The organism is Phycicoccus mangrovi (assembly GCF_018729305.1).
GTDB lineage: Bacteria > Actinomycetota > Actinomycetes > Actinomycetales > Dermatophilaceae > Phycicoccus > Phycicoccus jejuensis.
Genome location: NZ_JAHHWP010000006.1, coordinates 120334 through 143724, shown reverse-complemented (window position 1 = coordinate 143724; position 23391 = coordinate 120334). Strand labels below are relative to the sequence as shown.

The window sequence follows — 23391 nt, the reverse complement described above, 5'->3', positions numbered from 1 at the left end:
CGAGGCGGCGGTGAGGGCCGCCTCCGGGGGCACAGCGTCCAGAACGTTCGCGTCCATGGCTCCACCGTGACGAGGACGGATGGATACGCGGCTCGGGTCCCGTCAAGAAGCCATGAAGATCCGTGGGTGCCGCTCGACCCGCCGAGGTCCGGTCCAGCACAGTGGTGCGGTCGTCGTGTCGTGAAGGAGATGGGAGCGTGGGAGTGCGCCCGGGACCCGTCCCACGAGCGTCCGGACGGCCGTTGGCGGTCGAGGACCATGACCGCTACCGCTGGCTGACCGTTGTGGCGATCGGCGGAGTGGTCGCGGCCACCGTGCTCGCGGTGGTCGGGCTGCCGTCGGTCGACACCCACGGACCGCTTCATCGCTGGGGTGTCATGGGCCCCACGTGTGGGGCGACGCGGGCGGCGGTGTTCACCGCCCGCGGCGAGCTCGGCCTGGCCTGGACCTACAACCCGTTGGGGATCGCGGCGGTCGCCGGGGCCGGTGTCATGGTGCTCCGCGCCGGATGGGGGACCCTCACGTCGAAGTGGCCGGCGTGGGTCTGGTCCCCGGCGCCGACGACGAGACGGGTGCTGTGGGGAACCGCTTGGCTGCTCGTCGTGCTGCTCGAGGTACGGCAGCAGGGACGAGCCGACCTGCTGATGGGCCCCTGAGGAAATCACTTGACTCATACCCCCCATGGGTACTAGCCTCATCCAGAGATACCCGCATGGGGTAATTGAGGAGGCAGAGATGGCACACACGGTCCCGGGCTACATCGGGGAGAAGCAGTCGGTGCAGAACCGGCTGCGGCGGATCGAGGGCCAGGTCCGCGGTCTGCAGCGGATGGTCGACGAGGACGTGTACTGCATCGACATCCTGACGCAGGTCGCAGCCGCCACGAAGGCTCTCGAGACCGTGGCGCTCGGCCTGCTCGACGAACACCTCCGGCACTGCGTCACCGACGCGGTCCGAGCCGGAGGCGACGAGGCCGAGGTCAAGCTGGCCGAGGCGTCGGACGCCATCGCCCGGCTCGTCCGCTCCTGAGCACACCACCACCCATCGAGAGGAACACCACCATGCCCACCCAGACCTACAGCGTCACCGGCCTCACCTGCGGCCACTGCGTCCACGCCGTCACCGAGGAGCTGTCCGGGATCGACGGTGTCACCGACGTGACGATCGACCTCGTGCCCGGGGACGCCTCCGCCGTCGCTGTCACGAGCGCGGAGCCCCTCGACCAGGAGGCCGTCGTCGCCGCGCTGGACGAGGCGGGCGACTACCACCTCTCGTCCTGACCCACACGCTGGCGACCGCACCAGGAAGGAAGACCAGTCATGACCGACGTCACCGCAGGCGCCGCGACCCACGACACCGAGCTCGTGATCGGCGGCATGACCTGTGCCTCGTGCGCTGCCCGGGTGGAGAAGAAGCTCAACCGGATGGACGGCGTCACCGCGACGGTGAACTACGCCACCGAGAAGGCCAAGGTGACCTTCGTCGACGGCATCAGTGCCGCCGACCTCGTCGCGACGGTCGAGGCCACCGGTTACACCGCACAGCTCCCGCCCGAGTCGTCGGCGACGCCCGCCGACACGGCGCCCGCCGGCGAACCGGACGAGGCGGCCGGCTGGCGGCAGCGGCTCGTGGTGTCGGCGGTCCTCGCGGCCCCGGTCGTCGTGCTCAGCATGGTGCCGTGGCTCCAGTTCGACGGCTGGCAGTGGATCACGCTCACCCTGGCCTCGCCGGTCGTCGTGTGGGGCGCGCTGCCGTTCCACCGCGCAGCCGTCACGAACGCCCGGCACGGGGCGGCGACGATGGACACCCTCATCTCGGTCGGGGTGGCCGCGGCCTACCTGTGGTCGCTGTGGGCGCTGCTCTTCACGATGGCCGGCGAGCCCGGGATGCGGATGGAGTTCACACTGCTGCCGAGCGCGGCGGGCAGCGAGCCGCACCTCTACCTCGAGGTCGCGGCGGCGGTCACGGTCTTCATCCTCGCCGGGCGGTACTTCGAGGCGCGAGCCAAGCGGGACTCGGGCGCGGCGCTGCGCGCGCTCCTCGACCTCGGCGCCAAGGACGTCGCCGTGCTCCGCGGCGCCGCCCCGGAGGAGGCGGAGGTCCGGATCCCGGTGTCGGACCTCGCGGTGGGGGACCGCTTCGTCGTCCGGCCCGGTGAGAAGGTCGCCACGGACGGCGTCGTCGAGTCGGGGACGTCGGCGGTCGACGTGTCCATGCTCACGGGGGAGTCGATCCCGGTGGAGGTGGGTCCGGAGGACGCCGTTGTCGGCGCCACCGTGAACGCCGGTGGCCGGCTCATGGTGCGGGCCACCCGGGTCGGGTCCGACACCCAGCTCGCCCGGATGGCGCGGCTCGTCGAGGACGCGCAGAGCGGCAAGGCGGAGGTCCAGCGGCTGGCCGACCGGGTCTCGGCCGTGTTCGTGCCGGTTGTCATCGTCCTGGCCCTGGCGACCCTCGCGGTCTGGCTGCTCCTCGGACACCCGGCGGCGGCGGCCTTCACGGCCGCGGTCTCGGTGCTCATCATCGCCTGCCCCTGTGCTCTGGGGCTCGCCACGCCGACCGCCCTGCTCGTCGGGACCGGTCGTGGGGCGCAGCTCGGCATCCTCATCAAGGGTCCGGAGGTCCTGGAGTCGACCCGGGTCGTCGACACCGTCGTGCTGGACAAGACCGGCACCGTGACGAGCGGACGGATGCGGCTCGTCGAGGTCGTGCCCGCCCCGGGGGAGGAGCGCGACGACGTCGCCCGCCTGGCCGGCGCGGTCGAGAGTGCCTCGGAGCACCCGATCGCCCGGGCCGTCGCGGACGGGGGGCGCGACCTCGTCGGGGGCCGGCTGCCCGGGGTCGAGGACTTCTCGTCGACCGCCGGGCTCGGGGTGCAGGGGGTCGTCGACGGCCGGGCCGTGCTGGTCGGCCGACCCTCCTGGGTGCGGGACGCGCACGACGTCGTCGTCGACGACGCGCTCCTCGCCGTCGCGGCCGAGTCCGAGGCGGAGGGCGCGACCGTCGTCCTCGCCGCATGGGACGGCGTGGCCCGCGGCCTCCTCGTCGTCGCCGACACGGTGCGGTCGACGAGCCCCGACGCGGTGCGGGCCCTGCGCGGCCTCGGGCTGCGTCCGGTGCTCCTGACCGGCGACAACGACCGCGCCGCGCGGTCCGTGGCGGCGGCGGTCGGGATCGACGAGGTGCACGCCGAGGTGCTGCCGCAGGACAAGGTCGACGTCGTGCGGTCGCTCCAGGCGGAAGGCCGCGTCGTGGCCATGGTCGGTGACGGCGTCAACGACGCCGCTGCCCTGGCCACGGCCGACCTCGGGATCAGCATGGGGACCGGAACCGACGTGGCCATCGAGGCCTCCGACCTCACCCTCGTGCGCGACGACCTGACCGCCGCCGTCGATGCCATCCGGCTCTCGCGGCGGACCCTGGCGACGATCAAGGGCAACCTGTTCTGGGCGTTCGCCTACAACGTGGCCGCGATCCCGCTGGCGGCGCTCGGCCTGCTCAACCCCCTGATCGCCGGGGCGGCCATGGCCTTCTCCTCGGTGTTCGTCGTGACGAACAGCCTGCGGCTGCGAGGCTTCCGGGCATCGACGACGCCGTGAAAGGGTCGGCCGAGCCGGTCCGCCGGCGACGGGCGAGGTCAGGCGACCCGTTCGAGGGTCTCTCCCAGGTCGGTCGTGCGCACCACGGTCTCGCCGACGACGAGGAGGACGTCCAGCCCGTCGGCGGTGCGCGTGGCGGACACCGCGGAGGCCTGACCGACCGACCCGCCGGCCGTCCAGGTGCCGCCGGCGTCCTCGCTGATGACCAGGGTGCCGGTGACGCTCACCCCGACGAGGGTGTCGTCGTCGGCCCACTCGACGGTGACGAGCAGGTCGGGCGTCGCGACCGGTGCCCAGGCCCGGCCCTGGTCCTCGGACGAGAGCAGACCCTGCTCGGTGGTCGCGAGCAGCCGGTCGCCGCTGGGCGAGGCCGACATCGTGCGCGGTGGCGCCGGGATCGGACGTTGCTGCCAGGAGGAGCCGTCGGTGCCGACTCGCAGGGCTCCGTCGAAGCCCGCGACGACACCGGGGCCCACGGTGAGGGTGTGGAAGTCGGACTTCCCGGCACGGGAGACCGCGGCCCAGGACTGGCCGCCGTCCTCGGATCGGATGAGCCCGACGGGCTGGTCCAGGTCGGTGCCGGGGCCGGGGTGGCCGGACGCGAGGTAGGCGCCGTCGGGAGCGACGGCGAAGCCCATGAGGTCGACGGCTGGCCCCACCGGCGTGGTCCCGGACGGACCGAGCCGGAACAGACCGCCGTGCGTCGCCAGGAGGACGTCTCCGCTGCCGGGGTCCGACGCGACGGCGTGGATGTGTCCCATCGGACGTGCGTCCGCGCTCGACGCGCCGCGGTCGGCATCCTGCGAGGTGGAGCCGCACGAGGCGAGGAGCAGCGCTGCGACGGCGGTCGCGAGGTTGAGGGCGATGCGGTGAGGACGAGCGGCGGCTGGCCGGCGAGGCATGAGTGGCGTCTCCAGGGCTCGGGGTCGAGATCGGGGGCGGCTGGCCGCCCCGGTCGGCGGGCATCGAGCGTCTCAGCCGCAGGTTCAGGTTCCATGAAGAATCGACGAAGGATGGTGGCGCGCGGTCCCGGGCCCTCGTCGTCCCGGTGGCCGGTCCGACAGACTGGCGACGTGCCTGCTCCGGACGGTATGCCACCGGCGAGTGTGCTCGTCGTCGACGACGAGACGGCCCTTGCCGCCATGGTGTGCACCTACCTGCAGCGCGCCGGTTACCGCACCGAGCGGGTCACGACCGGTCCGGAGGCCGTCCGCACGGCGCGGGAGACGGAGCCGGACGTCATCGTCCTCGACCTCGGCCTGCCCGGACTGGACGGGGTCGAGGTCTGCCGTCAGGTCCGGACCTTCAGCGACTGCTACATCCTCATGCTCACGGCTCGGTCGGAGGAGACGGACCGGATCATCGGACTCTCGGTGGGGGCCGACGACTACATGACCAAGCCGTTCAGCGTGCGCGAGCTCGTCGCCCGGGTCCACGTGCTGCTGCGCAGACCCCGGCGCGGTCCGGTCCCGGACGGCGCCGACACCCGCGTGTTCGGTGACCTGGAGATCGACCCGGGAGCGCGGCAGGTTTTCCTGGGCGGACACCTCGTCGACCTCACCCGGACCGAGTTCGACCTCCTCGAGGTCCTGTCCAGCAGACCGCGGTACGCCTGGGCGCGGCGGCAGCTCATCGACGAGGTCTGGGACCCGGCCTGGGTCGGGGACGAGCACATCGTCGACGTCCACATCGCGCATCTGCGGCGCAAGCTCGGTGACGACGCGGGCGAGGCGCGTTTCGTCGAGACGGTCCGCGGGGTCGGCTACCGGATGCTGCCGTCATGACCGGGCCCCGGGCGGGACGGTGGGACGGCTTCGCGACGCGGCTGATGCTCGCGCAGCTCGGGGTGCTCGTGGCCAGTGTGGTCACGGCTGCCGTGGTCGCGGCCGTCCTCGGGCCGCCCCTCTTCCACTCGCACCTGCTCCGCGCCCGCGGGTCGTTGAACGACAGCCAGGTCGACCACGTCGAGCGGGCCTACCTCGACTCCAGCCTCCTGGCCTTCGGGGTCGCGTTCCTCATCGCGATCGCCAGTGCGGGGGTGGTCACGTGGGTCATGGCCCGGCGGTTGCGTCGCCCGCTGGACGACCTGTCGTCGGCGGCTCGCGCGATCGCCGGCGGCCGCTACGACCGGCGGGTGGCACCGACGGGCGCGGGTGCGGAGCTCGACGTGTTCGCGGAGTCCTTGGGCGAGATGGCAACGCGCCTCCAGACCACCGAGGACACCCGACGCCGGCTGTTGGCGGACCTGGCCCACGAGATGCGAACGCCGCTGGCGACCTGCTCGGCCTACCTCGAGGCGCTCGACGACGGCGTCACCGCGTGGGGCCCGGACACGAGCGGGATCATGGCGCAGCAGGTGATCCGTCTGTCCCGGTTGGCGGCCGACCTGGAGGACGTGAGCCGCGCGGAGGAGGGCCGGCTCTCCCTCGACCTGCGCGAGGTCCCGGTGGCCAGGCTGGTGGACACCGCCGTCGCCACCGTCCGGCCCCGGTTCGAGAACAAGGCGGTCTCGCTCGAACGCGTCGACAGGACGGGTCCGGCGCCGACCGTGCGGGTGGACGCGCAGCGCTTCGGACAGGTGCTGACGAATCTGTTGGACAACGCGGTGAGGCACACCCCGGGCGGGGGCCACGTGCGGATCGGCAGCAGGGTCGAGGCCGAGGAGGTCGTCATCACCGTGCAGGACGACGGTGAGGGCATCGGTGACGACCAGCTGCCCCACGTGTTCGAGCGGTTCTACCGGGGGGACACGGCCCGCGACCGCACCGACCGCGGATCCGGGATCGGGCTGACCATCAGCCGCGCCATCGTCGACGCCCACGGCGGCTCCATCACGGCGCAGAGCGGTGGGCCGGGTCGAGGGGCGACCCTCGAGGTGCGGCTGCCGACCCGGGCGGCGGTGCGGACATGAGTGGCCTGCTCGCGATGGCGACCCTCGCCATCGGCGGGGTCGCTGTCGTGTACGCCGCCCACTGGTTGCTCGTGCCGTGGCGTGGTGCGCTCCGCCCGCTGCCGTACCAGTCCGGCTGGGAGCCGGACGCCCATGCCCTCTCGCGCTACCACGTGCGGTGGTACCTCGCGACGCTCCTGTTCCTGGCGTTCGACGTCGAGATGCTCTTCATGTACCCGTGGGCGGTCGTCGTCGCAGACCTCGGCGCGAGCGCCGTCACCGAGATGTTCGTCTTCCTCGGTGCGCTGCTCGTCGCCGTCGCCTGGGCCTGGCGGGAAGGGGCGCTGCGGTGGGTGTGAGGTCCTGGCTCGCACGCCGGGCCGTCCGCGCAGCGCGTGTCCTCGTCGTCGAGTGCCCGGGCTCGTGGGAGGTCCGGGTCGCTGTGGAACGAGCCGTGCGCGACCGAGGGTGGCGGCTCGCGCTCTCGCCGGCGTCCGCCGACGTTCTTGTCGTCACCGGCCGTGCGGACGGCGAGATGACCGAGATCGTCGAGCAACACTGGGATGCCATGCCGGGACCTCGTGCCCGTGGATTCGCCGAGAGTGCGGATGCCGTGGCGAACGTGCTCGACGCCGCGGCCGTCGACCTTGTCGACGACGGGACACAGCGCACGGACGCCGACGGACGGTCCGGGTCGGCGAGTGACGACGCGGCACGCGCCGACGACTCCACGAGCCACGACGGGATGGACCACGACGGGATGGGTCACGGCGGGATGGACCACGGCGAGATGGACCACGACGGGATGGACCACGGCGAGATGGACATGGCGCCGGACGGGATCCCGCTCGCCGGCGCGTCCGAGCACGACCGTGACGGGCTCGAGATGGACGAGCTGCCGCTGCGGCTGGGTCCGATTCTGCCCGCGTGGCCGGCGGGTCTCGTCCTCGACCTGGTCCTGCACGGGGATCTGGTGGTGGCTGCGACCGGGTCCTTCGTGCCCGCAGGGGCCTCCACCGAGGCCGGGGCGGCCCTGCTGGGGGCCCGGCGCTGTGACGACCTTGCTGCCATGCTCGACCTGGCCGGGTGGGCGGACGGTGCGGCCCGCGCCCGACGGGCGAGGGACGCGGCACTCGACGGCCGGGACGAGGTCGCGGCGACGGTCCTGTCGGGCCTGCGCCGCCGGATCGAGAGGTCCCGGACGATGCGGTGGTCGCTGGCGGGAGCCGGCACCGTCTCGGCGGAGTCCGCGCCGGGGTTCGACGTGCCGGACTGGCTCGTCGGCGACTGCCGCGACCGGCTCCTCGTCCTGGTCGACCGGGCTCGGGCCGCGATCTCTAACGAGGGCGCCCACTCCGCCGACGTCTCCAGCGCGGAGCTCGTGGGGCCCGAGATGGTGGCGGCTCTCGTCACCGGGCTCGACGTGGGGGTGGCGCGGCTCGTCGTCGCCAGTCTGGGCGCCACCGCGGTCCGGGAGGTCGTCGATGTCTGACGCGTCGTCGCTCACGACCGTCGGTCTGCCGGGTCTTCTCCTGTGGGCCGCAGCCCTGCTCGCGTTGGCCGTGGGGGCCGTCGCTCTCGACGGCGTGCTGGCGGCGAGGTCGGAGAGAGCCCCCCTGCGGCCGAGCCTGACCCGTGTGGTCGACGAGACGGCCCGTCTGCTGCGTCAGCGGCGCCGCGCGCCGGTGTCGGCCGACACCCTGGTGTGGCGCGTCGGAAGCAGCGGGCTCGTGGTCGCCGCTCTCCTCATGGTCGCCGTCGTCCCCTTCGGCGACCACGTGGTGTCCGACCTCGACGTCGGCATCGTGTGGTTCAACACCATGGACGTCCTCGTCTGGGCCCTGGTCTGGCTGCTCGGCTGGGGGGCCAACTCGGCGCACTCCCTCATCGGGGGTTACCGCTTCCTGGCCCTGGCGTTGGCCTACGAGCTGCCTCTGATGTTCGCCCTCGTCGCCCCGGCGGTCGGAGCCGCCAGTCTCGGGCTCGGTGACGTGGCGGCGGCCCAGTCCGGCCTCTGGTTCGTCGTGTGGATGCCGGTCGCGTTCGCCGTCTACTGTCTCGGCGTCCTCGCCTTCTCCGTGTGGGGCCCGTTCGCGGTCCCGGCCGGCCGCGACCTGGCCGGTGGGGTCTTCGCCGAGCTCAGCGGGGTCGACCGGCTCCTGGCGCAGGCGGGCCGCTACGCCCTGCTCGCGGCGGGTGCCCTGTTCGCCGTCCCTCTGTTCCTCGGTGGCGGTGCGGGACCGGTGCTCCCCGGGTGGCTGTGGGTCCCCGTGAAGGCCGGTGTGCTCCTCGCGCTGTTCGTCCTCGCCCGGCGGGCCCTGCCGTCGGTGCGTCCGGAGCGGCTGATGGAGGTCGGTTGGGTCGTCCTGCTGCCCGCCGTCCTCGTGCAGGACCTCGTCGTCGCCGTCGTCGTCGCGGTGCTGGGGTGAGTAGGGTGCTCGTCGACATCGGCTTCTGGGTCCTCGGGATCCTGGCCGTCGCCTCCGCGGTCCTCGTCTTCGTCGTGGACTCGATGGCCCGCGCCACCTACGCCCTCGCGCTGTCCTTCGTGGCGGTGGGGCTCGCGCTGCTCCTCATGCAGCAGAATTACGTCGGCGTGGTGACGGTCCTCATGATGGTCATGGAGATGGCCGTCATGGCCGTCTACATGGTGATGTACATGGGGATGAACCCGGCTCTGATGCCGATGTCGATGGTCCACGACAAGCGGGCCGCCCTCGCCGTGTCCGTCGCCGCCTTCGTCGTCCTCGGCGCCGGAGCGCTGCTCGTGCCGTGGCCGGTGCGCCGTGGGGTCCCGTCGCCCGACGTCACGGCCGCGCTGGGTGAGTCCCTCATGGGGAAGCAGATGCTCGTCATGGTCGTCGTCAGCCCAGTCATGGTCGCGACCATCGTCGGGGGGATCGTCCTGGCCTCCGGTCGCACCCGCTACGACCGGTTCGGCGACGACCTCGACGTGCGAACGCCGCGCGACCCAGAGCGGGGAGGCGTCGGCCGATGACCCTCCAGACCGTCCTGCTCGTCGCGGCCGCCCTGTTCGCGGTCGGCCTCTACGGCGCCATCTCCCAGCAGGTCGTCGTCATGGTGATGATGGGCCTGGAGGTCATGGTCAACGCCGTGATCCTGGCCGCCGGCGCGATGTGGTGGTTCCTCGCCCCGGACCCCACCGGCCAGGTGCTCCTCCTCGTCGTCCTGGCCGCGATGACCGTCGAGATGGCGATGGGGTTCGCGGTCGCCACCCTCGTCCACCGCCACCGCGGCAGCGACATGACCGACTCCGCGACGGACCTGGCCGGATGAGGGGCTCGACTGGATGACCTTGGCGCAGACCGCCCTCTGGGCTCTCGTCGCGCTGCCCGCGGTCGCGGGGGGCGCGTTGGTGACGGCGCCTTCCTGGGCGGTGCGCGGACGCGCCGCGCCGGCGGTGGGCGTGGGCGTTGCTGCGGTGACGAGCCTGCTGGCCGTTGCCGTCGCGACGATGCGGCCGTCCGTCGGGGTGCCGTTCCTCGCGGGGTCCGACCTCGCGCTGGAGGTCGACGGCCTCGCGGCGGTGGTCGCCCCCGTCGTGTCGGTCGTGGCGACCCTCGCGCTGCTCGGCGGGGCGGCGGACGTCCGCGAGTCACGCCGCCGCTTCCACGGCCTGATGCTGGTCTTCACGGCGGCCGCCCTGCTGACCGTCACGGCGACGACACTGCCCACCCTCCTTCTCGCCTGGGAGGTCATGGGCGCGACCTCGTACGCCCTCATCGGCTTCGAGTGGCGAGAGCGGCGGCGGGTGGCCTCCGGCCTCACCGCCTTCCTCACGACGCGGGCCGCCGACCTCGGCCTGTACGTCGCGGCGGGAGCGGCCCTGGCAGGGGGTGCCGGACTGGGACTGGCCGACCTCTCCACCGCACCACCCGGGTGGCGGGACGTCCTGGCTGCCGGCGTGCTCGTCGCAGCGCTCGGGAAGGCCGCCCAGCTCGTCCTCGCCTTCTGGCTGTCCCGGGCGATGGACGGTCCGGCGCCGGTCAGTGCGCTGTTGCACTCGGCCGCCATGGTCGCCATGGGTGGGTACCTCCTGCTGCGCCTGAACCCGCTGCTGCTGTCGACCTCGTGGGCCGGGTCCGCCACGGCGTGGTCGGGCGCCCTGACGACGGTCGCCCTCGGGCTGGTCTCGGTGGGGCAGCGCGACCTGAAGCAGCTCCTCGCGGCCTCGACGTCGGCCCAGCTGGGGTTCGTCGTCCTCGCCGCCGGGCTCGGTGCCACGACCGCGGGAACGGCTCACCTCGTCGCCCACGCCGCGACGAAGGCCGCGCTCTTCCTCACCGCCGGGGCCTGGCTCTCGGCCCTCGGCACCAAGGCGCTGGACGGGTTGCGCGGCGCCGTGGGGGAGTGGCCGCTGGTGCGGGTCGCGGCGACCGTCGCGTTGCTCTCGCTCGCGGGCCTCCCCCCGCTGGCGTTGTGGGCCACCAAAGACCTCGTCCTGGCCGCGGCCTTCGAGCGGTCCACCGTGCTCGGGCTGGTCGCCGTCGTCGGCGCCGGGCTGTCGGCCGCGTACGCGGGGGTCGTCCTGAGGGTCCTGTGGGCACCCGTGGGACCGGGCGAGGCCGAGCGGGCCCGGGATCTAGGGGGCTCGGAGGAGGAGGCCCGGGGAGGGGTGCCCCGTTCGCTGGCAGCGGCGATCGTCGCCCTGGCGGCGGGCGCGGTGCTGCTGGGCGCTCTTGCCATCCCGGCCGTCGCCCGGCGGACGGAAGAGGTGGTCGGGGGGCCGCTCGTCGAGCCCGGAGTCCCGGCCATAGCTGCCAGTGGCGTCCTCTCGGTTCTCGTCGTCGCCGTGCTGTGGTGGCGCCCCGTCAGCCGCGACGGCCGGTGGGTCGCCCTCGTGCGGACCTGGGGTGGCGTGGAGCGCGCGGTCCATCGCTCCGTGGTCCGCCCGACCGTGCTCCTCGCGCAGGCGCTGGACGGGATCGACCGGAAGATCTCGGAGGGCGTCATCGGGCTGGCCACGGCAGCGCGCCGAGTGGCGTCGTTCACGGGGACCGTGGACGAGCAGCGCATCCACGGCACGGTCCTCGCGGTCGCCGGTGCCGTCCGGCGGGCCGGGAGGGCGGCCCGACGGCCGCAGACCGGGCAGCTGCACCAGTACTACGTCCAGGCCGTCGCGCTCGTCGCGTTCGGCGTCGTCCTGCTCCTCGTCGTGAGGTGACCGTGCTCTCGCTGACCGTGTTCCTTCCGCTCGTGGCGGCGTTGCTGCTGCTCGCTCCCGGCGTCGGTCCCACCGCCGGACGCTGGGGGTGGGTGCTCGCGTCGGCTCTCGAGCTCGTGCTCGTCGGGGTCCTGTGGGTGCGCTACGAGACACCGGCCGACGGATCCCTGGCCTTCGACGAGCAGGTGCCCTGGATCCCCGGGGTCGACTCGAGCTACCACGTCGGCCTCGACGGGCTGTCGCTCCCGCTCGTCGCGATGACCGCCGTCGTCTTCCTGGCCTGCGCCGTGTACTCGGTGCATGACCCCGACCGGCCACGCACGCGCGCGGCCCTCTTCCTCGCACTGGAGACGGTCTGTCTCGGCGTCTTCGCCGCCGCGGACCTCATCCTCTTCTTCGTCTTCTTCGACCTGTCCATCGTCGGCATGTACGTCGTGATCGCAGGGTGGGGCCACGGCGACCGCGCCCGCTCGGCCCTGCAGTTCTTCCTCTACACCTTCCTCGGCTCCCTCGCGCTGCTGGCGGGGTTCATCGGCCTGTACCTCGCCGCCGACCCGCACACGTTCGACATGCTGGAGCTCGCCCGGCAGGACCCGTTCGCCGGTGGCGGAACCGTGGCGGCCGCGGTGCTGGGTGCGATCCTCCTCGGGCTGGCCGTGAAGACGCCGACGGTCCCGTTCCACACCTGGCTGCCGCCCGCGCACACCGACGCTCCCGCCGTCGGGTCGGCGGTCCTGGCCGGGGTGCTGCTCAAGCTCGGGACCTACGGGTTCGTCCGGTTGGGGATGGTCCTGCTGCCCGAGGCCTGGCGGGCGTGGGCCTGGGTCGTGCTCGTCGTCGGGCTGGTGTCGGTGCTGTGGGGAGCCCTGGTCGCGTTGGCCCAGAAGGACCTCAAGCGGATGATCGCCTACACCTCGGTCAACCACATGGGGTACGTCGTCCTCGCCGTCGGTGCGGCGGGGGTCGTGTCGTCGGGGACGACGGAGGCGCGGAGCATCGCCGTGTCCGGCGCGGTGACCCAGATGGTGAGCCACGGCCTCGTCACAGCAGCACTGTTCCTGATCGCCGGTGTGTTCCTCGACCGCTCGGGAACCTACGAGATCGACCGCTTCGGAGGGCTGGCCGGGCCGGCGCCGCGCACGACGGGGCTGTTCGCCGTGGCCGCGTTCGCCTCGCTCGGGCTGCCCGCGCTGTCCGGGTTCGTCGCCGAGTTCCAGATCTTCACCGGCAGCATCGCCGCCGTCCCGTGGAGCGCGGTCGGCCTGCTCGGGATCCTCGTCGTGTCCGGGGTGTTCCTCTGGACCCTCGCACGGGTCTTCACCGGCGACCTCGGACCGTCCTCCCGTGGCTTCACGGATGTCGCAGGTCACGAGCTGTGGGCCATCGCACCCCTGCTGGTGCTCTCGCTCGCCATCGGTGTCGCGCCGCGCCCCCTCCTGGACGTCGTCGAGCCTGCCGCGAGGTCGGTCGTCGGCCTTCTCGGTGGGTGAGGCCGGTGGAGTCGATGGACATGCGACCGCTGGCCATGCTGCCGGAGATGCTGCTCTTCGGGGGCGGACTGGTGTGCCTGCTGGGCGGCTCGTTCACCGCACGTCGCCGCCAGTGGCGCCTGCGGGCCGTCGCCGCACTCGCTCTCCTCGGGTGTGCCGTCGCCGCCGTCCTCGGCTCGCTCGTGCCCGGCTCCGCCTTCGAGGGTGCCTTCGTCGTCGACGGCGTGACCACCGCGGGACGGGTGACCGTCGCCGTCGCGACCCTGCTCGTCCTGCTACTGGCCGGTGACGAGGTCGCCGGGAACGACCGCGAGAGCGAGACCTACGCCCTGCTCCTGTTCGCGGCCACCGGGGCCCTTGTGCTCACTGGAGCACGCGACCTCCTCGTCCTCGCCGTCGGCTTTCTGCTCGCCAGCCTGCCCGTGTATGCCCTCGTCGGGCTGCGCCGCACCGCTCGTGGCGCCGAGGCCGCGCTCAAGACCTACCTGGTCGGGGCGATCTTCGGGATCCTCATGCTCCTCGGCGTGACCCTCGTGTACGGGCTCGCCGGAAGGACCTCCTATCCGGATCTCGCCCTCCGCCTCGAGGGCTTGCCGACCGTCGCGGTCGCGGCCGGAGTCGTCCTCGTCGTCGCCGGTCTGGCGTTCGAAGCCGGGGCGGTCCCGGCGCACTTCTGGGTCCCGGACGCGGCGCAGGGCTCCACCGGGCTGGCGGCGGCCTTCGTCACGACGGTGCCGAAGGTCGGTGCGGTCATCGCGTTGTACCGCCTGCTCCTCGCCCTTTCCGACTCGCTGGCTTGGGGCCTGCTGGTCGCGGTGATCGCGACGGCGAGCATGACCTTGGGCAACCTCGCGGCGTTCGGCCAGGAGGACCCGCGACGACTCCTCGGCTGGTCGACCGTGAGCCAGGCGGGCTACCTCCTGGTCCCGGTCGCCGTCGCAGGCAGGAGCGACCTGGCGCTGCCATCGATGCTGCTGTACCTGGCCGCGTACGCGGTGACGAACGTCGCCGCCTTCGCGGTGACGACCGCGTTCCCGGACGTGCGCGACCTCGCGGGCTACGCCGGACTCGTCCGTCGCCGGCCGGGCCTCGCTGTGGCCCTCGTCGTCGCCCTTCTCGGCCTGGTCGGCACGCCCCCGACGGCGGTGTTCGTCGGCAAGCTGACGACCGCGACCGCGGCCTGGGACGGCGGGATGCCGTGGCTCACCGTCGTCGTCCTCGGCAACTCGCTGGTGTCGCTGTTCTACTACCTCCGGTGGGTCGCACCGGCTCTGGCTCGCGCGGAACCGGCTGCGGGGCTGGCGGTGCCGCGACCCTGGTCCGAGCGGACGGCGGTGCTCGCCGCCCTGCTCTCGATCATGATCGGTCTTGGTGCCGGCGTGCTCTGGACCATGTTCGATGTAACACCCCATATCTGAACGTGGGCTGGCGGCCGCCACGTCCGGCGGTAGTGGAAGCCGGCGGGTACGCCCGTGCGGAGTCCGGAACGTTGCCCCGTCTCGACGCCCGGATGTTCACTCCGCGACCAGAACACCGGACATGTTCGCGTGGAAAGAGCACACGAAGCCGTAGCGGCCAGCCGAGTCGGGCGCCGTCATGGTGACCGTCTGCCCGGACCCGACCTTGACGTCGAAACCGCCATCGTCGGACGTGACGGTATGGGCCTGGGAGTCGTCGTTCGTGACGGTGACGGTGGCTCCGGGAGCAACGGACGTCGGCGAAGTCCTTGATGACGATGGATGCGTCGGATGTCGGCGGCGCTGGTGGTGACGTCGCGACGGCACTGGACGTCGAGGCAGGCGTTTCGGCGGTTGACCGGGAGGCCGGTGTCGAGTCCGCGGCGGTCGGTGACGAACCACACGCGGATGGCACCGCGACCATAGCGGGGACGAGCAGTACTTGGGCGATCGTGCGGGCCATGTGGTGCCTCCGAGGTGGGTGCTCGATCAGAGTCGACGACCGGTGTTCGTCGCGGGGACCGGGTCGGCTTGGGTGGCCGTCAGCGTGGGATGCACCACCCGAGCCGTTGATGCCTTCTCACGATGCTTTTCACTTGCTGCGCGACCTTCAGGACACGGACCAATCCGGAACTGGGTTCGCGCCGAACACAATGCGGAGGACAAGGTGGTCTCGTCGCGGCCTGTTGACGGGTCTTGTGCTCCGAACCCTGAACGGAGATGACACATGCGAAAGTCACTGACCGCTGCTGCCGCCCTCGCCCTCGGAGCCCTGCCGTTGGCCCTCTCGGCGCCGGCCGCACACGCGGCGGACGGCACCTTCACGGCGAACCTCACCCAGCTGAACGACTCCGGGGTGACGAGCACCGCCACCACCACGCTGAAGGGCAACACGCTGGACATCAAGCTGCAGAGCCAGGGCCTTCTCGAGGGCGCCCCGCACGCGCAGCACATCCACATCGGCGGGATGGGCGTCTGCCCCACCAACGACCAGGAGGGCAGCGGGGCCGACGGTGCTCTGCAGGTGAGTGACGCGGCCGACCAGTACGGCGGCATCGCGGTCTCGCTGACCACCGACGGCGACACCAGCCCCGACAGCGGCCTCGCGGTCGACCGCTTCCCGACCGGGAACGCCAGCTACTCGCGGACCATCGAGGTCGACGACAAGACCGCCGCCGCGATCAGCGACGGCAAGGCCGTCGTCGTCGTCCACGGTGTCGACCTCAACGGCTCCGGCGAGTACGACGGCGACGTCAAGTCCGACCTCGACGACTCGCTGCCCGAGGAGGCCACCGACCCGGCCGCCTGCGGCGTGCTCCAGGCCAGCCAGATGAGCCAGATGCCGGGTGGCGGCGTCCAGACCGGCGGCGGCTCGACGGCCGGCACCGAGGACGCCGGCCTCATCGCCCTCGGTGGGGCGCTCCTCGTCGGTGGCGCCGGTGCCGCGGTCGTGGCCGCGCGCCGTCGGACCGCGAGCGACGACGCCTGACGTGAGGTTTCTCGCGAGCGGCCACCACCGCCTTCTGGCGGTGGTGGCCGCCGTGCTCGTCCTCGCCGGGGTCGGGCTGCTGGGCAAGGCGGCCGCAGACCAGCGGTCCGCCCCCCAGCCCCCGCTCACACTGACCACTCCCACTCCCGAGGTCGGCACCCCGACCCCGACGCGGGCGGGTGCGTCGAGCACCCACAGTTCGCCCGCCTCGCCGACGGCGACGGGACTGTCGCGGTCCCCGGCCACCCGCGTCCGGATCGCTTCCGTCGACATCGACTCCGTCGTCAACCGCACCGGTCTCGACGCCGACGGCGCGATCCAGGTGCCGGTCCACGGCCCGCGCTACGACCAGGCCGCGTGGTTCACAGGTTCCCCGGCGCCCGGACAGGTCGGTCCGAGCGTCATCCTCGGCCACGTCGACTCCGTGAAGACCGGGCCGTCGGTCTTCTTCGAACTCGGTGGCGTGAAGAAGGGCGCCAAGGTCGAGGTCACCCGTAAGGACGGGAAGACCGTGGCCTTCGAGGTGTACCGAGTCGACCGCTACCCCAAGGATGCCTTCCCCACCGGCGCGGTGTACGGGAACACCAGGGGACCCGAACTCAGGCTCATCACCTGTGGCGGCACCATCGACGACACCACCGGCCACTACGTCGACAACGTCGTCGTGTACGCGCGGAGCACGAACGCCTGACGGAGCAGGCGGGCACAACGTCCACGACTCCGCGCCGTCAGCCGGAACCATTCTGTTGTCGGCGAGGACGAGGCGGTCGGTCGGAGGTCTCTGCTGGTCGGTTCGACCTTCGGCGAGGCGGGACAACGCCGAGGCGATCTCCCGGTCCCGGGCCGCGCGGCGTGCTGGTAGCGCAGCGCTGCCTGCGGGGTGGAGTGCCCGAGTGGACCCATGAGCTCGGCGAGGGTGGCACCGGTCGTCAGGCGGCGCCGCGGCGGGGTCTCCCGACCGGGCGGGCCGTGACGAACCGGTCGATGGACTCGACCCGGATCCGTAGCGTGCGGTGCCCGAGGCGGACGGCGTCGAGCTGCCCGTCGGCGATGTACCTGCGCACGGTGCGCGTCGACACCGCGAGGGCGTCGGCGGCGTCGGCGAGCGAGACGAGCTGGTGGTTGATCGTCGTCACGGTGATCTCCTGGGCTGGGCGGGCCCGACCGTCGGACCTCCGTGTCCCCAAAGGCCAGATTCCGGACGCCGGTGGACACATTCGGCAGAACTGGACGCGACGTCACGCACGGTCACAACAGCGACGACCTTGCCCACGCAGATCCCCCCTTCCCGCAGCCGACGTCTCACAGTCGACCAAGCCCATGACGCCCGACCCAGCGAACCAGTCTCCTGATCGAGCCGAGAGCTTGGGCGGGACACACACCTCTTTCATCCAGGTCGGCACCGTGTCCACCCAGCGACCCGTCCGGGCCTTTGGGGGTGTGACGATGACGCTGCACAAGCTGTCGGCCGGCTCGGGCTATGAGTACCTGACCCGGCAGGTCGCGGCGCATGACGCGACCGAGCTCGGGCGAGGCGGGCTCGAGGGCTACTACTCCGAGAAGGGCGAGGCGCCGGGACGGTGGGTCGGCTCCGGACTGGTCGGGGTCGACGGTCTCGAGGCGGGGGACGTGGTCACCGCGGAGCAGATGCGCCACCTGTTCGGCAGCGGCTCACACCCAGTGACGGGGGTCGCGCTCGGCGCGCGCTACCGGGTGCAGGGCACGGATGGGTACGCCGGGTTCAACCGTGAGGTCGCTCGGCGGGTGGCGGAGAGGGGCTCCACCGGGCCCGGTGACCCCGACCCCACGGTGTCGGCAGCGGCGGTGCGCAGCGAGGTCGCCCGGGAGCTGTTCTTTCGGGAGCGGGGGAGGGCGCCGCGGGACGAGCGCGAGCTGGCCTCCGCCGTGGTCCGGTACTCGCGTCCGCAGCGGGTGACGGTGGCGGGGTTCGACCTGACCTTCAGCCCGGTGAAGTCGGTCTCAGCGCTGTGGGCGGTCGCGCCGCCGGAGGTGGCCCGGGCGATCGAGCGGGCGCACGTCGCGGCCGTGGCGGACGCGTTGGCCTACATCGAGCGAGAGGTCCTCTTCACCCGGGAGGGGAAGGACGGCGCGCGACAGGTGGAGACCCGGGGGCTGGTCGCGGCGGCGTTCACGCACCGGGACTCGCGGGCGGGTGACCCGGATCTGCACACCCATGTGGCGGTCGCGAACAAGGTGCAGACGCGGGAGGGGAAGTGGCTCTCGGTGTACGGGAGGGTGCTGCACCAGCACGTGGTCGCGGTGTCGGAGACCTACAACACAGCACTCGAGCGGCGCCTGGTCACCGACCTCGGGGTCCGGTTCGCCGACCGGACCGAGGTGACAGGTGAGCGGCACCCGGTCCGCGAGATCGACGGCGTCGACCCCCGGCTGTGCCAGCGGTGGTCCCGCCGACGCACCGACATCACCGCCCGGCAGCGCGATCTGTCGTCCGAGTTCCGGCGCGCACACGGCCGACCACCGACGCCGGTCGAGGCGATCGCCCTGGCCCAGCGGGCCAACCTCGAGACCCGCGAGGCGAAGCACGAGCCGCGATCCCTCGCCGAGCAGCGGGCGGCCTGGCGGGTGCAGGCCGTCGAGACCCTCGGCCCTCCTGCCGGAGTGGAGCGGATGGTGGCGGCCGCGCTGCAACCGAACAGGACGACGCAGCCCGGGCTCTCGGCCGTATGGGTGCGGGCGGCGGCGGGGCGGGTGGTCGCGGAGGTGGAGTCGCGGCGGGCGACCTGGCAGACCTGGCACCTGACCGCGGAGGCGCAGCGTCAGGTGCGAGACCTCGACATCGCACCGGGTGATATCGCCGAGGTCGTCGCCCACGTGGTGCAGGTCGCGGCCGCCGAGCTGTCGGTCAACCTCACCCCGGAGCGTGACCCGATCATGGACCCGGCCGTCCTGCGCCGGTCCGACGGCACGAGCGTGTATCGGCACACCGGCAGCAACCTGTTCACCAGTCCTCGGATCCTGGCTGCAGAGCGGCGTCTGACCACTGCGGCCGGCCGCGCCGACGGGGTCGCCGTCGACCTGCAGGACGCGCGGTTTGCGGTCCTGGAGGCCTCGCTACGGGGTGTCGCGCTCAACCGCGGGCAGAGCGACCTCGTGGTCTCCCTCGCCGCCAGTGCCCGCCGTGTCCAGCTCGTCCTCGCCCCGGCCGGCTCCGGCAAGACCACCGCCCTGGCCGTCCTGGCCGACCTGTGGCGGGGCCAGGTCGGGCCGGTGGTCGGGATGGCGCCGTCCGCGGCCGCCGCGAGCGTGCTCGGGGACGCGACTGGGATCCCGGCCGACACCCTCGCCAAGGTCGTCCACGACCTCGACCGCGGCGGCGGGTCCCCGGTCGCCGACACGATCGGGCTCGGCGCGCTGGTGCTGGTCGACGAGGCGGGGATGGCTGACACCCTCACCCTCGATCGCGTCGTGGCCCACGCGCTCGGGCGCGGCGCTTCGGTCCGGTTGGTGGGGGATGACCAGCAGCTGGCCGCCGTCGGGGCCGGGGGAGTGCTGCGCGACATCGCCGCCACCCATGGCGCTATCCGCCTGGACGAGGTCGTCCGGTTCCGGGACCCGGTCGAGGCCCACGCCACGCTGGCCCTACGCGAGGGCGACGCGAGCGCGCTGGGCTTTTACCTCGACCGGGGCCGGGTCCACGTCGGTGACCTCGCCGGCAGCATCGACGCCGCCTTCGAGGCATGGCGCTCCGACCGCGCCGCCGGTAGGGACTGCCTCATGCTCGCGCCGTCGCGGGACCTCGTCGCCGCCCTCAACGACCGGGCCCGAGCCGCCCGCCTCGACGGACAGGCCCCCGGCGTCGAGATCGTCCTCGCCGACGGGTCCCGTGCGTCCGCCGGTGACGTCGTCATCACCCGCCGCAACGATCGACGGCTCGAGACCGGCGGAACCGACTGGGTCAAGAACGGCGACCGCTGGCTCGTCACCCACACGGGCGGTGGTGCGCTCACCGTCCGCCGCACCGGCTCGCGGGCCAGGGTCGTACTGCCCGCCGACTATGTCGCCTCTCACGTCGAGCTCGGCTACGCCACCACGGTCCACACCGCCCAAGGTGTCACCGCGGACACCGTCCACGGCATTGTCACCGGCCACGAGACCCGGCAGCTGCTCTACACGATGCTCACCCGGGGCCGGCTGGAGAACCACGTCCACGTCCCCGCGCCGGGCGATGTCGACCCACACCTGCCACCGGTGACCGACACCACCAGTCCGGCGACCGCGACCGAGACCCTCGAGGCGATCCTCTCCCGCGACGGGGCCGCGCTGTCCGCCACCAGCACCCAGGCCCACGCCAACAGCCCGGCCGTCCAGCTGCGCGACGCCGCCACCCGGTACGACGACGCCCTCCTCGCCGGCGCCGAGACCATCCTCGGCGACGCCTGGTTCCGCCGGCTGCAGGAGTCGGCCGACCGGCTCGTCCCCGGACTCACCGAGGCCGCCGCCTGGCCCGGGCTGCGAGCCCACCTCGCCCTCACCGAGGCCGACGGGCACGACGCCACCACGGCGCTTCGCGTCGCGGCCGGCCGCGCCGGCCTCGACGACGTCGTCGACCCCGCCGCCGTCCTGCTGTCCCGCCTCGAACAACCCTGCCCCGCAGGGCCGCTGCCGTGGCTGCCCGCCATCCCGCGGCGACTCACCGACGACCCAGCGTGGGGGCCCTACCTCCAGGCCAGGTCGACCCGGGTCGCGACACTCGCCACCGCGGTGCAGCAGCAAGGACCACCCGCGGCCGCGGCCTGGGTCGCCTCACTGCCCGAACACTCCGGCCCCGACCTGCTCGCCGATCTCACCCTCTGGCGGGCGGGCCGCGGCGTCGACGACGCCGACCGCCGGCCCACCGGGCCCACACCGGTCGGCGGGGGAGCGGCCAGGCGCCATGCCGCACACCTCGACCAGCGCATCCGCGCCGCCTACCCCGACCCGGTCCGGTACTGGGAGCACGTCGTGGTGCAGCACGTCGGTCGGCGCGACGGCTTCACCAACCAGCTCGCCGAACGACTCGACCGCATCAGCCGAGACGGCACCGACGTCCCCGCCCGGCTCGCCGAGGCAATGACAGCCGGCCCGCTCCCGGACGACCACCCCAGCGCCACGCTCTGGTTCCGCATCCTCGACCCGGACCCCGCATCGACCCCCGCCACCCCGCAACCCGAGAGATCCCCGGCTCCACGGCCGGAGGACCAGCAGCGCATCACCGCGCCGGCACCGCGGCGCAGCATCGGCCGGTGACCCAGGCAGGCGACGAAGGAGCGGTCCCGGCGACTGCCGGCGTGCTCAGGACCGTGCGAACCCGAAGAGGGTGGCGCGCGCCAGGGTGGTGAGCAGGTCGGCATCGAGCGTCCGTCGGCCGCTGGCCATCAGCTCCAGGACCTCAACGGTCGGCCGCGCTCCGTCGGCGGCCTCGGCGGCGGACAGGGGCGACCTGTTCCGGTGGCGCCACCCGAGGTCGGTGAGGACCGGGACCAGGTGGTGCCCGAGGGCTTGCTTGGGGTTGCCGGCCGCGAGGGCGACGATGGCGCACCATCCGGCCTCGGCCTCGAACCCGCGGCCGAGGGGCAGCCGTTCGAGCACGGCCGCGACGAGCGCGAGATCGGTGGCCGCCGCGGTCCCTGCCCGTGCCGTGGGGGCCATCCGTCCCTTGGCCTTGCGCAGCAGTCCGAGCCGCTGGGTGGCGTCTCGCAGGGAGGGGACCGGTGGGGTCAGGTCCTCCCGGTTGGCCTTGCCGATCCACCAGTCGCTGACCCCGCTCCGGTGGGCGATCTCCTCGACGACGGCCGGTGGCAGGTAGCCGGCCGCGGTCAGCTGGACCCGGGGCCGATCGCGTCGAGGACGGCCCGCCACGGTTGGGCAGCCGCTCGTGCGTGGGCATCGTCGAGGGTCACCGGCTCGCGCGGTCCCACCTGCGAGAGCCATGCCGCGAGAACGCCGTACCCCTCGCCTCGGAGCCGCTGCATCAGGTCGGCCGCGGGGGTCGGGAGCCCGTGCCAGGACAGGTGCTCGCCGGCGCCCCACCGGCGCATTGCGGCCGTGGTCTCCTCCACGTCGAAGGCGTCGGGGGCGTAGTCGACCGGGAGCCAGTCCCATGCCTGGGCCGCATCCTCGAAGGGGGCGGGCACGGCGTCGGCGGGTGCGCCGGCCCGCAGCCAGACCGCGAGCTCGTGGTGGCCGTGGATGCCGCCGACGTCCTCCGGCGGGCAGGCCCTCGCCCCGGCCAGGCACGCCGGTTGCCGGGTCTCAGGGGTCAAGGGTGACACGGACTCGAGGGTGAGCCGGTGCTCCCAGCCGTCGCCGAAGTCGTAGAGGTAGAGCATCCGGTCGCCCGGGTCACGCAGGACCTGGTCGATCCGGGCCTCGGCCTCAAGGACGCCCTCGTCACCCTCCTCGACGTCGAACTCGGTGAGGAAGTACGGCTCGTCGTAGCGCCGGCCGGTCCCGGGCTGGAAATGGTGCAGGTGAAAGTCCGTCCAGCCCATCGCAGCCTGCAGCAGCGGATGGACCCGGTCGAGCGTCAAGTCCCCGGGCAGCACCAGTCGCCGCCAGATCCGGGGCTTGGAGCCGACCAGCTCGATCGTCACTGTGAGCAGCCCCGGCTCCGGCGGCGGTGGATCAAGCAGGATCTCACGACGCCGTGGCTCCACGGCCATGCCCGCGAGCCCGCCGGTCATCGACCCGCCGAGCAACTGCCCCGCGAGGTCGGCGAGCTCCTCACGGCTCAGCGAGGCGACCCACTCCTTGAGGGCGGCGGGATCCCGCGGCACCGGACTCAAGTCGCTCATGACAGCAGTGAACCAGCCGGCCCGTACCTCGGGAACCGACCACACGCTGGGCTGTGGCTCCTGCACCCAGGGCGGCGTAGCCTCGCCCGGGTGTCGAGCAAGTCCGAGCGGCGTGACGCCCGCGCAGTCGTGGCCCAGTACCACGAAGCACAGCTGCAGGTCCTCGCGAGCCACCGAGGCCACGCCCTCGACCGGTACCGCGCCGGCGAGCTGGACGCCTTCGACATCGACCGCGCTGCCTTCCAGTTCCACCGGGCCGCGAAGGAGCTGTGGAAGTTCTGCAGCCTCGGACGCGCGGAGATCACCGCGGCCACCATCATCCGCGAGCCACCTGACGACTGGTGGGAACTCAGCGCTCCCCGCGAGCGATAGGACTGTCCATCGGCACCGGGCTAGAAGTCATCCGGAGGGCTGGTGCACCCCTTCGGCAGGCTGCCAGCATCAGGTCGACGTTACCGATGTGGGC

23 protein-coding genes are annotated in these 23391 nt (G+C 72.8%); 18 read left to right on the top strand and 5 right to left on the bottom strand.

Features of this window, described 5'->3' with window-relative positions:
• Window positions 1–242 precede the first annotated feature (242 nt).
• From KMZ30_RS03335 to KMZ30_RS03320, 4 genes are all read left to right on the top strand, one after another.
• Complete coding sequence (locus KMZ30_RS03335) at window positions 243–656, top strand: DUF2752 domain-containing protein (protein WP_215511589.1); 414 nt, start codon at window positions 243–245, stop codon at window positions 654–656.
• Between the two features lie 79 nt (window positions 657–735).
• The gene (locus KMZ30_RS03330; protein WP_215511590.1) at window positions 736–1029 is read left to right on the top strand and encodes a metal-sensitive transcriptional regulator; all 294 of its coding nucleotides are present in this window, start codon (window positions 736–738) and stop codon (window positions 1027–1029) included.
• A 32-nt stretch (window positions 1030–1061) separates the two neighbouring features.
• Entirely contained in the window at window positions 1062–1280 is a 219-nt protein-coding gene (locus KMZ30_RS03325) for a heavy-metal-associated domain-containing protein (protein ID WP_215511591.1), read from the top strand.
• A gap of 39 nt (window positions 1281–1319) precedes the next feature.
• Window positions 1320–3599 (top strand): heavy metal translocating P-type ATPase, encoded by a 2280-nt coding sequence (locus KMZ30_RS03320; RefSeq protein WP_215511592.1) that lies wholly within the window; start codon window positions 1320–1322, stop codon window positions 3597–3599.
• Between the two features lie 38 nt (window positions 3600–3637).
• Here KMZ30_RS03320 and KMZ30_RS03315 read toward each other — a convergent pair whose 3' ends face one another.
• Window positions 3638–4501, bottom strand: a complete 864-nt coding sequence (locus tag KMZ30_RS03315; RefSeq protein ID WP_226901692.1) for a F510_1955 family glycosylhydrolase — start codon at window positions 4499–4501, stop codon at window positions 3638–3640.
• A gap of 189 nt (window positions 4502–4690) precedes the next feature.
• On the opposite strand from KMZ30_RS03315, the gene KMZ30_RS03310 reads away from it, so the two are divergent.
• From KMZ30_RS03310 to KMZ30_RS03265, 10 genes are all read left to right on the top strand, one after another.
• Window positions 4691–5383: a response regulator gene (locus KMZ30_RS03310; RefSeq protein WP_215511818.1), complete on the top strand. Its 693-nt coding sequence runs from the start codon at window positions 4691–4693 to the stop codon at window positions 5381–5383.
• Entirely contained in the window at window positions 5380–6510 is a 1131-nt protein-coding gene (locus KMZ30_RS03305; protein ID WP_215511593.1) for a sensor histidine kinase, read from the top strand. Before KMZ30_RS03310 ends, KMZ30_RS03305 begins: the two co-directional genes overlap by 4 nt.
• Entirely contained in the window at window positions 6507–6848 is a 342-nt protein-coding gene (locus KMZ30_RS03300) for an NADH-quinone oxidoreductase subunit A (RefSeq protein WP_215511594.1), read from the top strand. Before KMZ30_RS03305 ends, KMZ30_RS03300 begins: the two co-directional genes overlap by 4 nt.
• A gap of 95 nt (window positions 6849–6943) precedes the next feature.
• Window positions 6944–7981, top strand: coding sequence for a hypothetical protein (locus KMZ30_RS03295; protein WP_215511595.1), 1038 nt, complete (start codon window positions 6944–6946; stop codon window positions 7979–7981).
• Entirely contained in the window at window positions 7974–8918 is a 945-nt protein-coding gene (locus KMZ30_RS03290) for a complex I subunit 1 family protein (RefSeq protein ID WP_215511596.1), read from the top strand. Before KMZ30_RS03295 ends, KMZ30_RS03290 begins: the two co-directional genes overlap by 8 nt.
• Window positions 8919–8923: 5 nt before the next feature.
• The gene (locus tag KMZ30_RS03285) at window positions 8924–9487 is read left to right on the top strand and encodes an NADH-quinone oxidoreductase subunit J (RefSeq protein ID WP_215511819.1); all 564 of its coding nucleotides are present in this window, start codon (window positions 8924–8926) and stop codon (window positions 9485–9487) included.
• Window positions 9484–9786, top strand: a complete 303-nt coding sequence (locus KMZ30_RS03280) for an NADH-quinone oxidoreductase subunit NuoK (protein ID WP_215511597.1) — start codon at window positions 9484–9486, stop codon at window positions 9784–9786. The genes KMZ30_RS03285 and KMZ30_RS03280 overlap by 4 nt, the downstream gene beginning before the upstream one ends.
• A gap of 13 nt (window positions 9787–9799) precedes the next feature.
• Complete coding sequence (locus KMZ30_RS03275) at window positions 9800–11674, top strand: proton-conducting transporter transmembrane domain-containing protein (protein ID WP_215511598.1); 1875 nt, start codon at window positions 9800–9802, stop codon at window positions 11672–11674.
• Window positions 11671–13164: a complex I subunit 4 family protein gene (locus tag KMZ30_RS03270; protein ID WP_308279569.1), complete on the top strand. Its 1494-nt coding sequence runs from the start codon at window positions 11671–11673 to the stop codon at window positions 13162–13164. Before KMZ30_RS03275 ends, KMZ30_RS03270 begins: the two co-directional genes overlap by 4 nt.
• 14 nt (window positions 13165–13178) lie before the next feature.
• Window positions 13179–14582, top strand: coding sequence for an NADH-quinone oxidoreductase subunit N (locus KMZ30_RS03265; protein WP_215511821.1), 1404 nt, complete (start codon window positions 13179–13181; stop codon window positions 14580–14582).
• A gap of 96 nt (window positions 14583–14678) precedes the next feature.
• On the opposite strand, the gene KMZ30_RS22600 is transcribed toward KMZ30_RS03265, so the two are convergent.
• Window positions 14679–14948, bottom strand: coding sequence for a cupredoxin domain-containing protein (locus KMZ30_RS22600; protein WP_215511599.1), 270 nt, complete (start codon window positions 14946–14948; stop codon window positions 14679–14681).
• 400 nt (window positions 14949–15348) lie between these two features.
• On the opposite strand from KMZ30_RS22600, the gene KMZ30_RS03255 reads away from it, so the two are divergent.
• Window positions 15349–16110 carry a GVDTG sorting domain-containing protein gene (locus tag KMZ30_RS03255; protein WP_215511600.1) on the top strand — a complete coding sequence of 254 codons (762 nt, stop codon included), beginning with the start codon at window positions 15349–15351 and terminating at the stop codon, window positions 16108–16110.
• Window position 16111: 1 nt separating this feature from the next.
• Window positions 16112–16801 (top strand): class F sortase, encoded by a 690-nt coding sequence (locus tag KMZ30_RS03250; protein ID WP_308279570.1) that lies wholly within the window; start codon window positions 16112–16114, stop codon window positions 16799–16801.
• Window positions 16802–17039: 238 nt separating this feature from the next.
• On the opposite strand, the gene KMZ30_RS03245 is transcribed toward KMZ30_RS03250, so the two are convergent.
• Window positions 17040–17246: a helix-turn-helix transcriptional regulator gene (locus tag KMZ30_RS03245; protein WP_308279571.1), complete on the bottom strand. Its 207-nt coding sequence runs from the start codon at window positions 17244–17246 to the stop codon at window positions 17040–17042.
• Window positions 17247–17556: 310 nt separating this feature from the next.
• Here KMZ30_RS03245 and mobF point away from each other — a divergent pair, with 310 nt between their 5' ends.
• Window positions 17557–21378, top strand: coding sequence for a MobF family relaxase (gene mobF, locus KMZ30_RS03235; protein WP_215511603.1), 3822 nt, complete (start codon window positions 17557–17559; stop codon window positions 21376–21378).
• 45 nt (window positions 21379–21423) lie between these two features.
• Here the strand turns inward: mobF and KMZ30_RS03230 are convergent, their stop codons facing one another.
• Both KMZ30_RS03230 and KMZ30_RS03225 read right to left on the bottom strand, forming a co-directional pair.
• Entirely contained in the window at window positions 21424–21990 is a 567-nt protein-coding gene (locus KMZ30_RS03230; RefSeq protein ID WP_215511604.1) for a hypothetical protein, read from the bottom strand.
• Entirely contained in the window at window positions 21948–22925 is a 978-nt protein-coding gene (locus KMZ30_RS03225) for a plasmid pRiA4b ORF-3 family protein (RefSeq protein ID WP_215511605.1), read from the bottom strand. The genes KMZ30_RS03230 and KMZ30_RS03225 overlap by 43 nt, the downstream gene beginning before the upstream one ends.
• Window positions 22926–23015: 90 nt before the next feature.
• Here KMZ30_RS03225 and KMZ30_RS03220 point away from each other — a divergent pair, with 90 nt between their 5' ends.
• Complete coding sequence (locus KMZ30_RS03220) at window positions 23016–23297, top strand: hypothetical protein (RefSeq protein ID WP_215511606.1); 282 nt, start codon at window positions 23016–23018, stop codon at window positions 23295–23297.
• Window positions 23298–23391 lie beyond the last annotated feature (94 nt).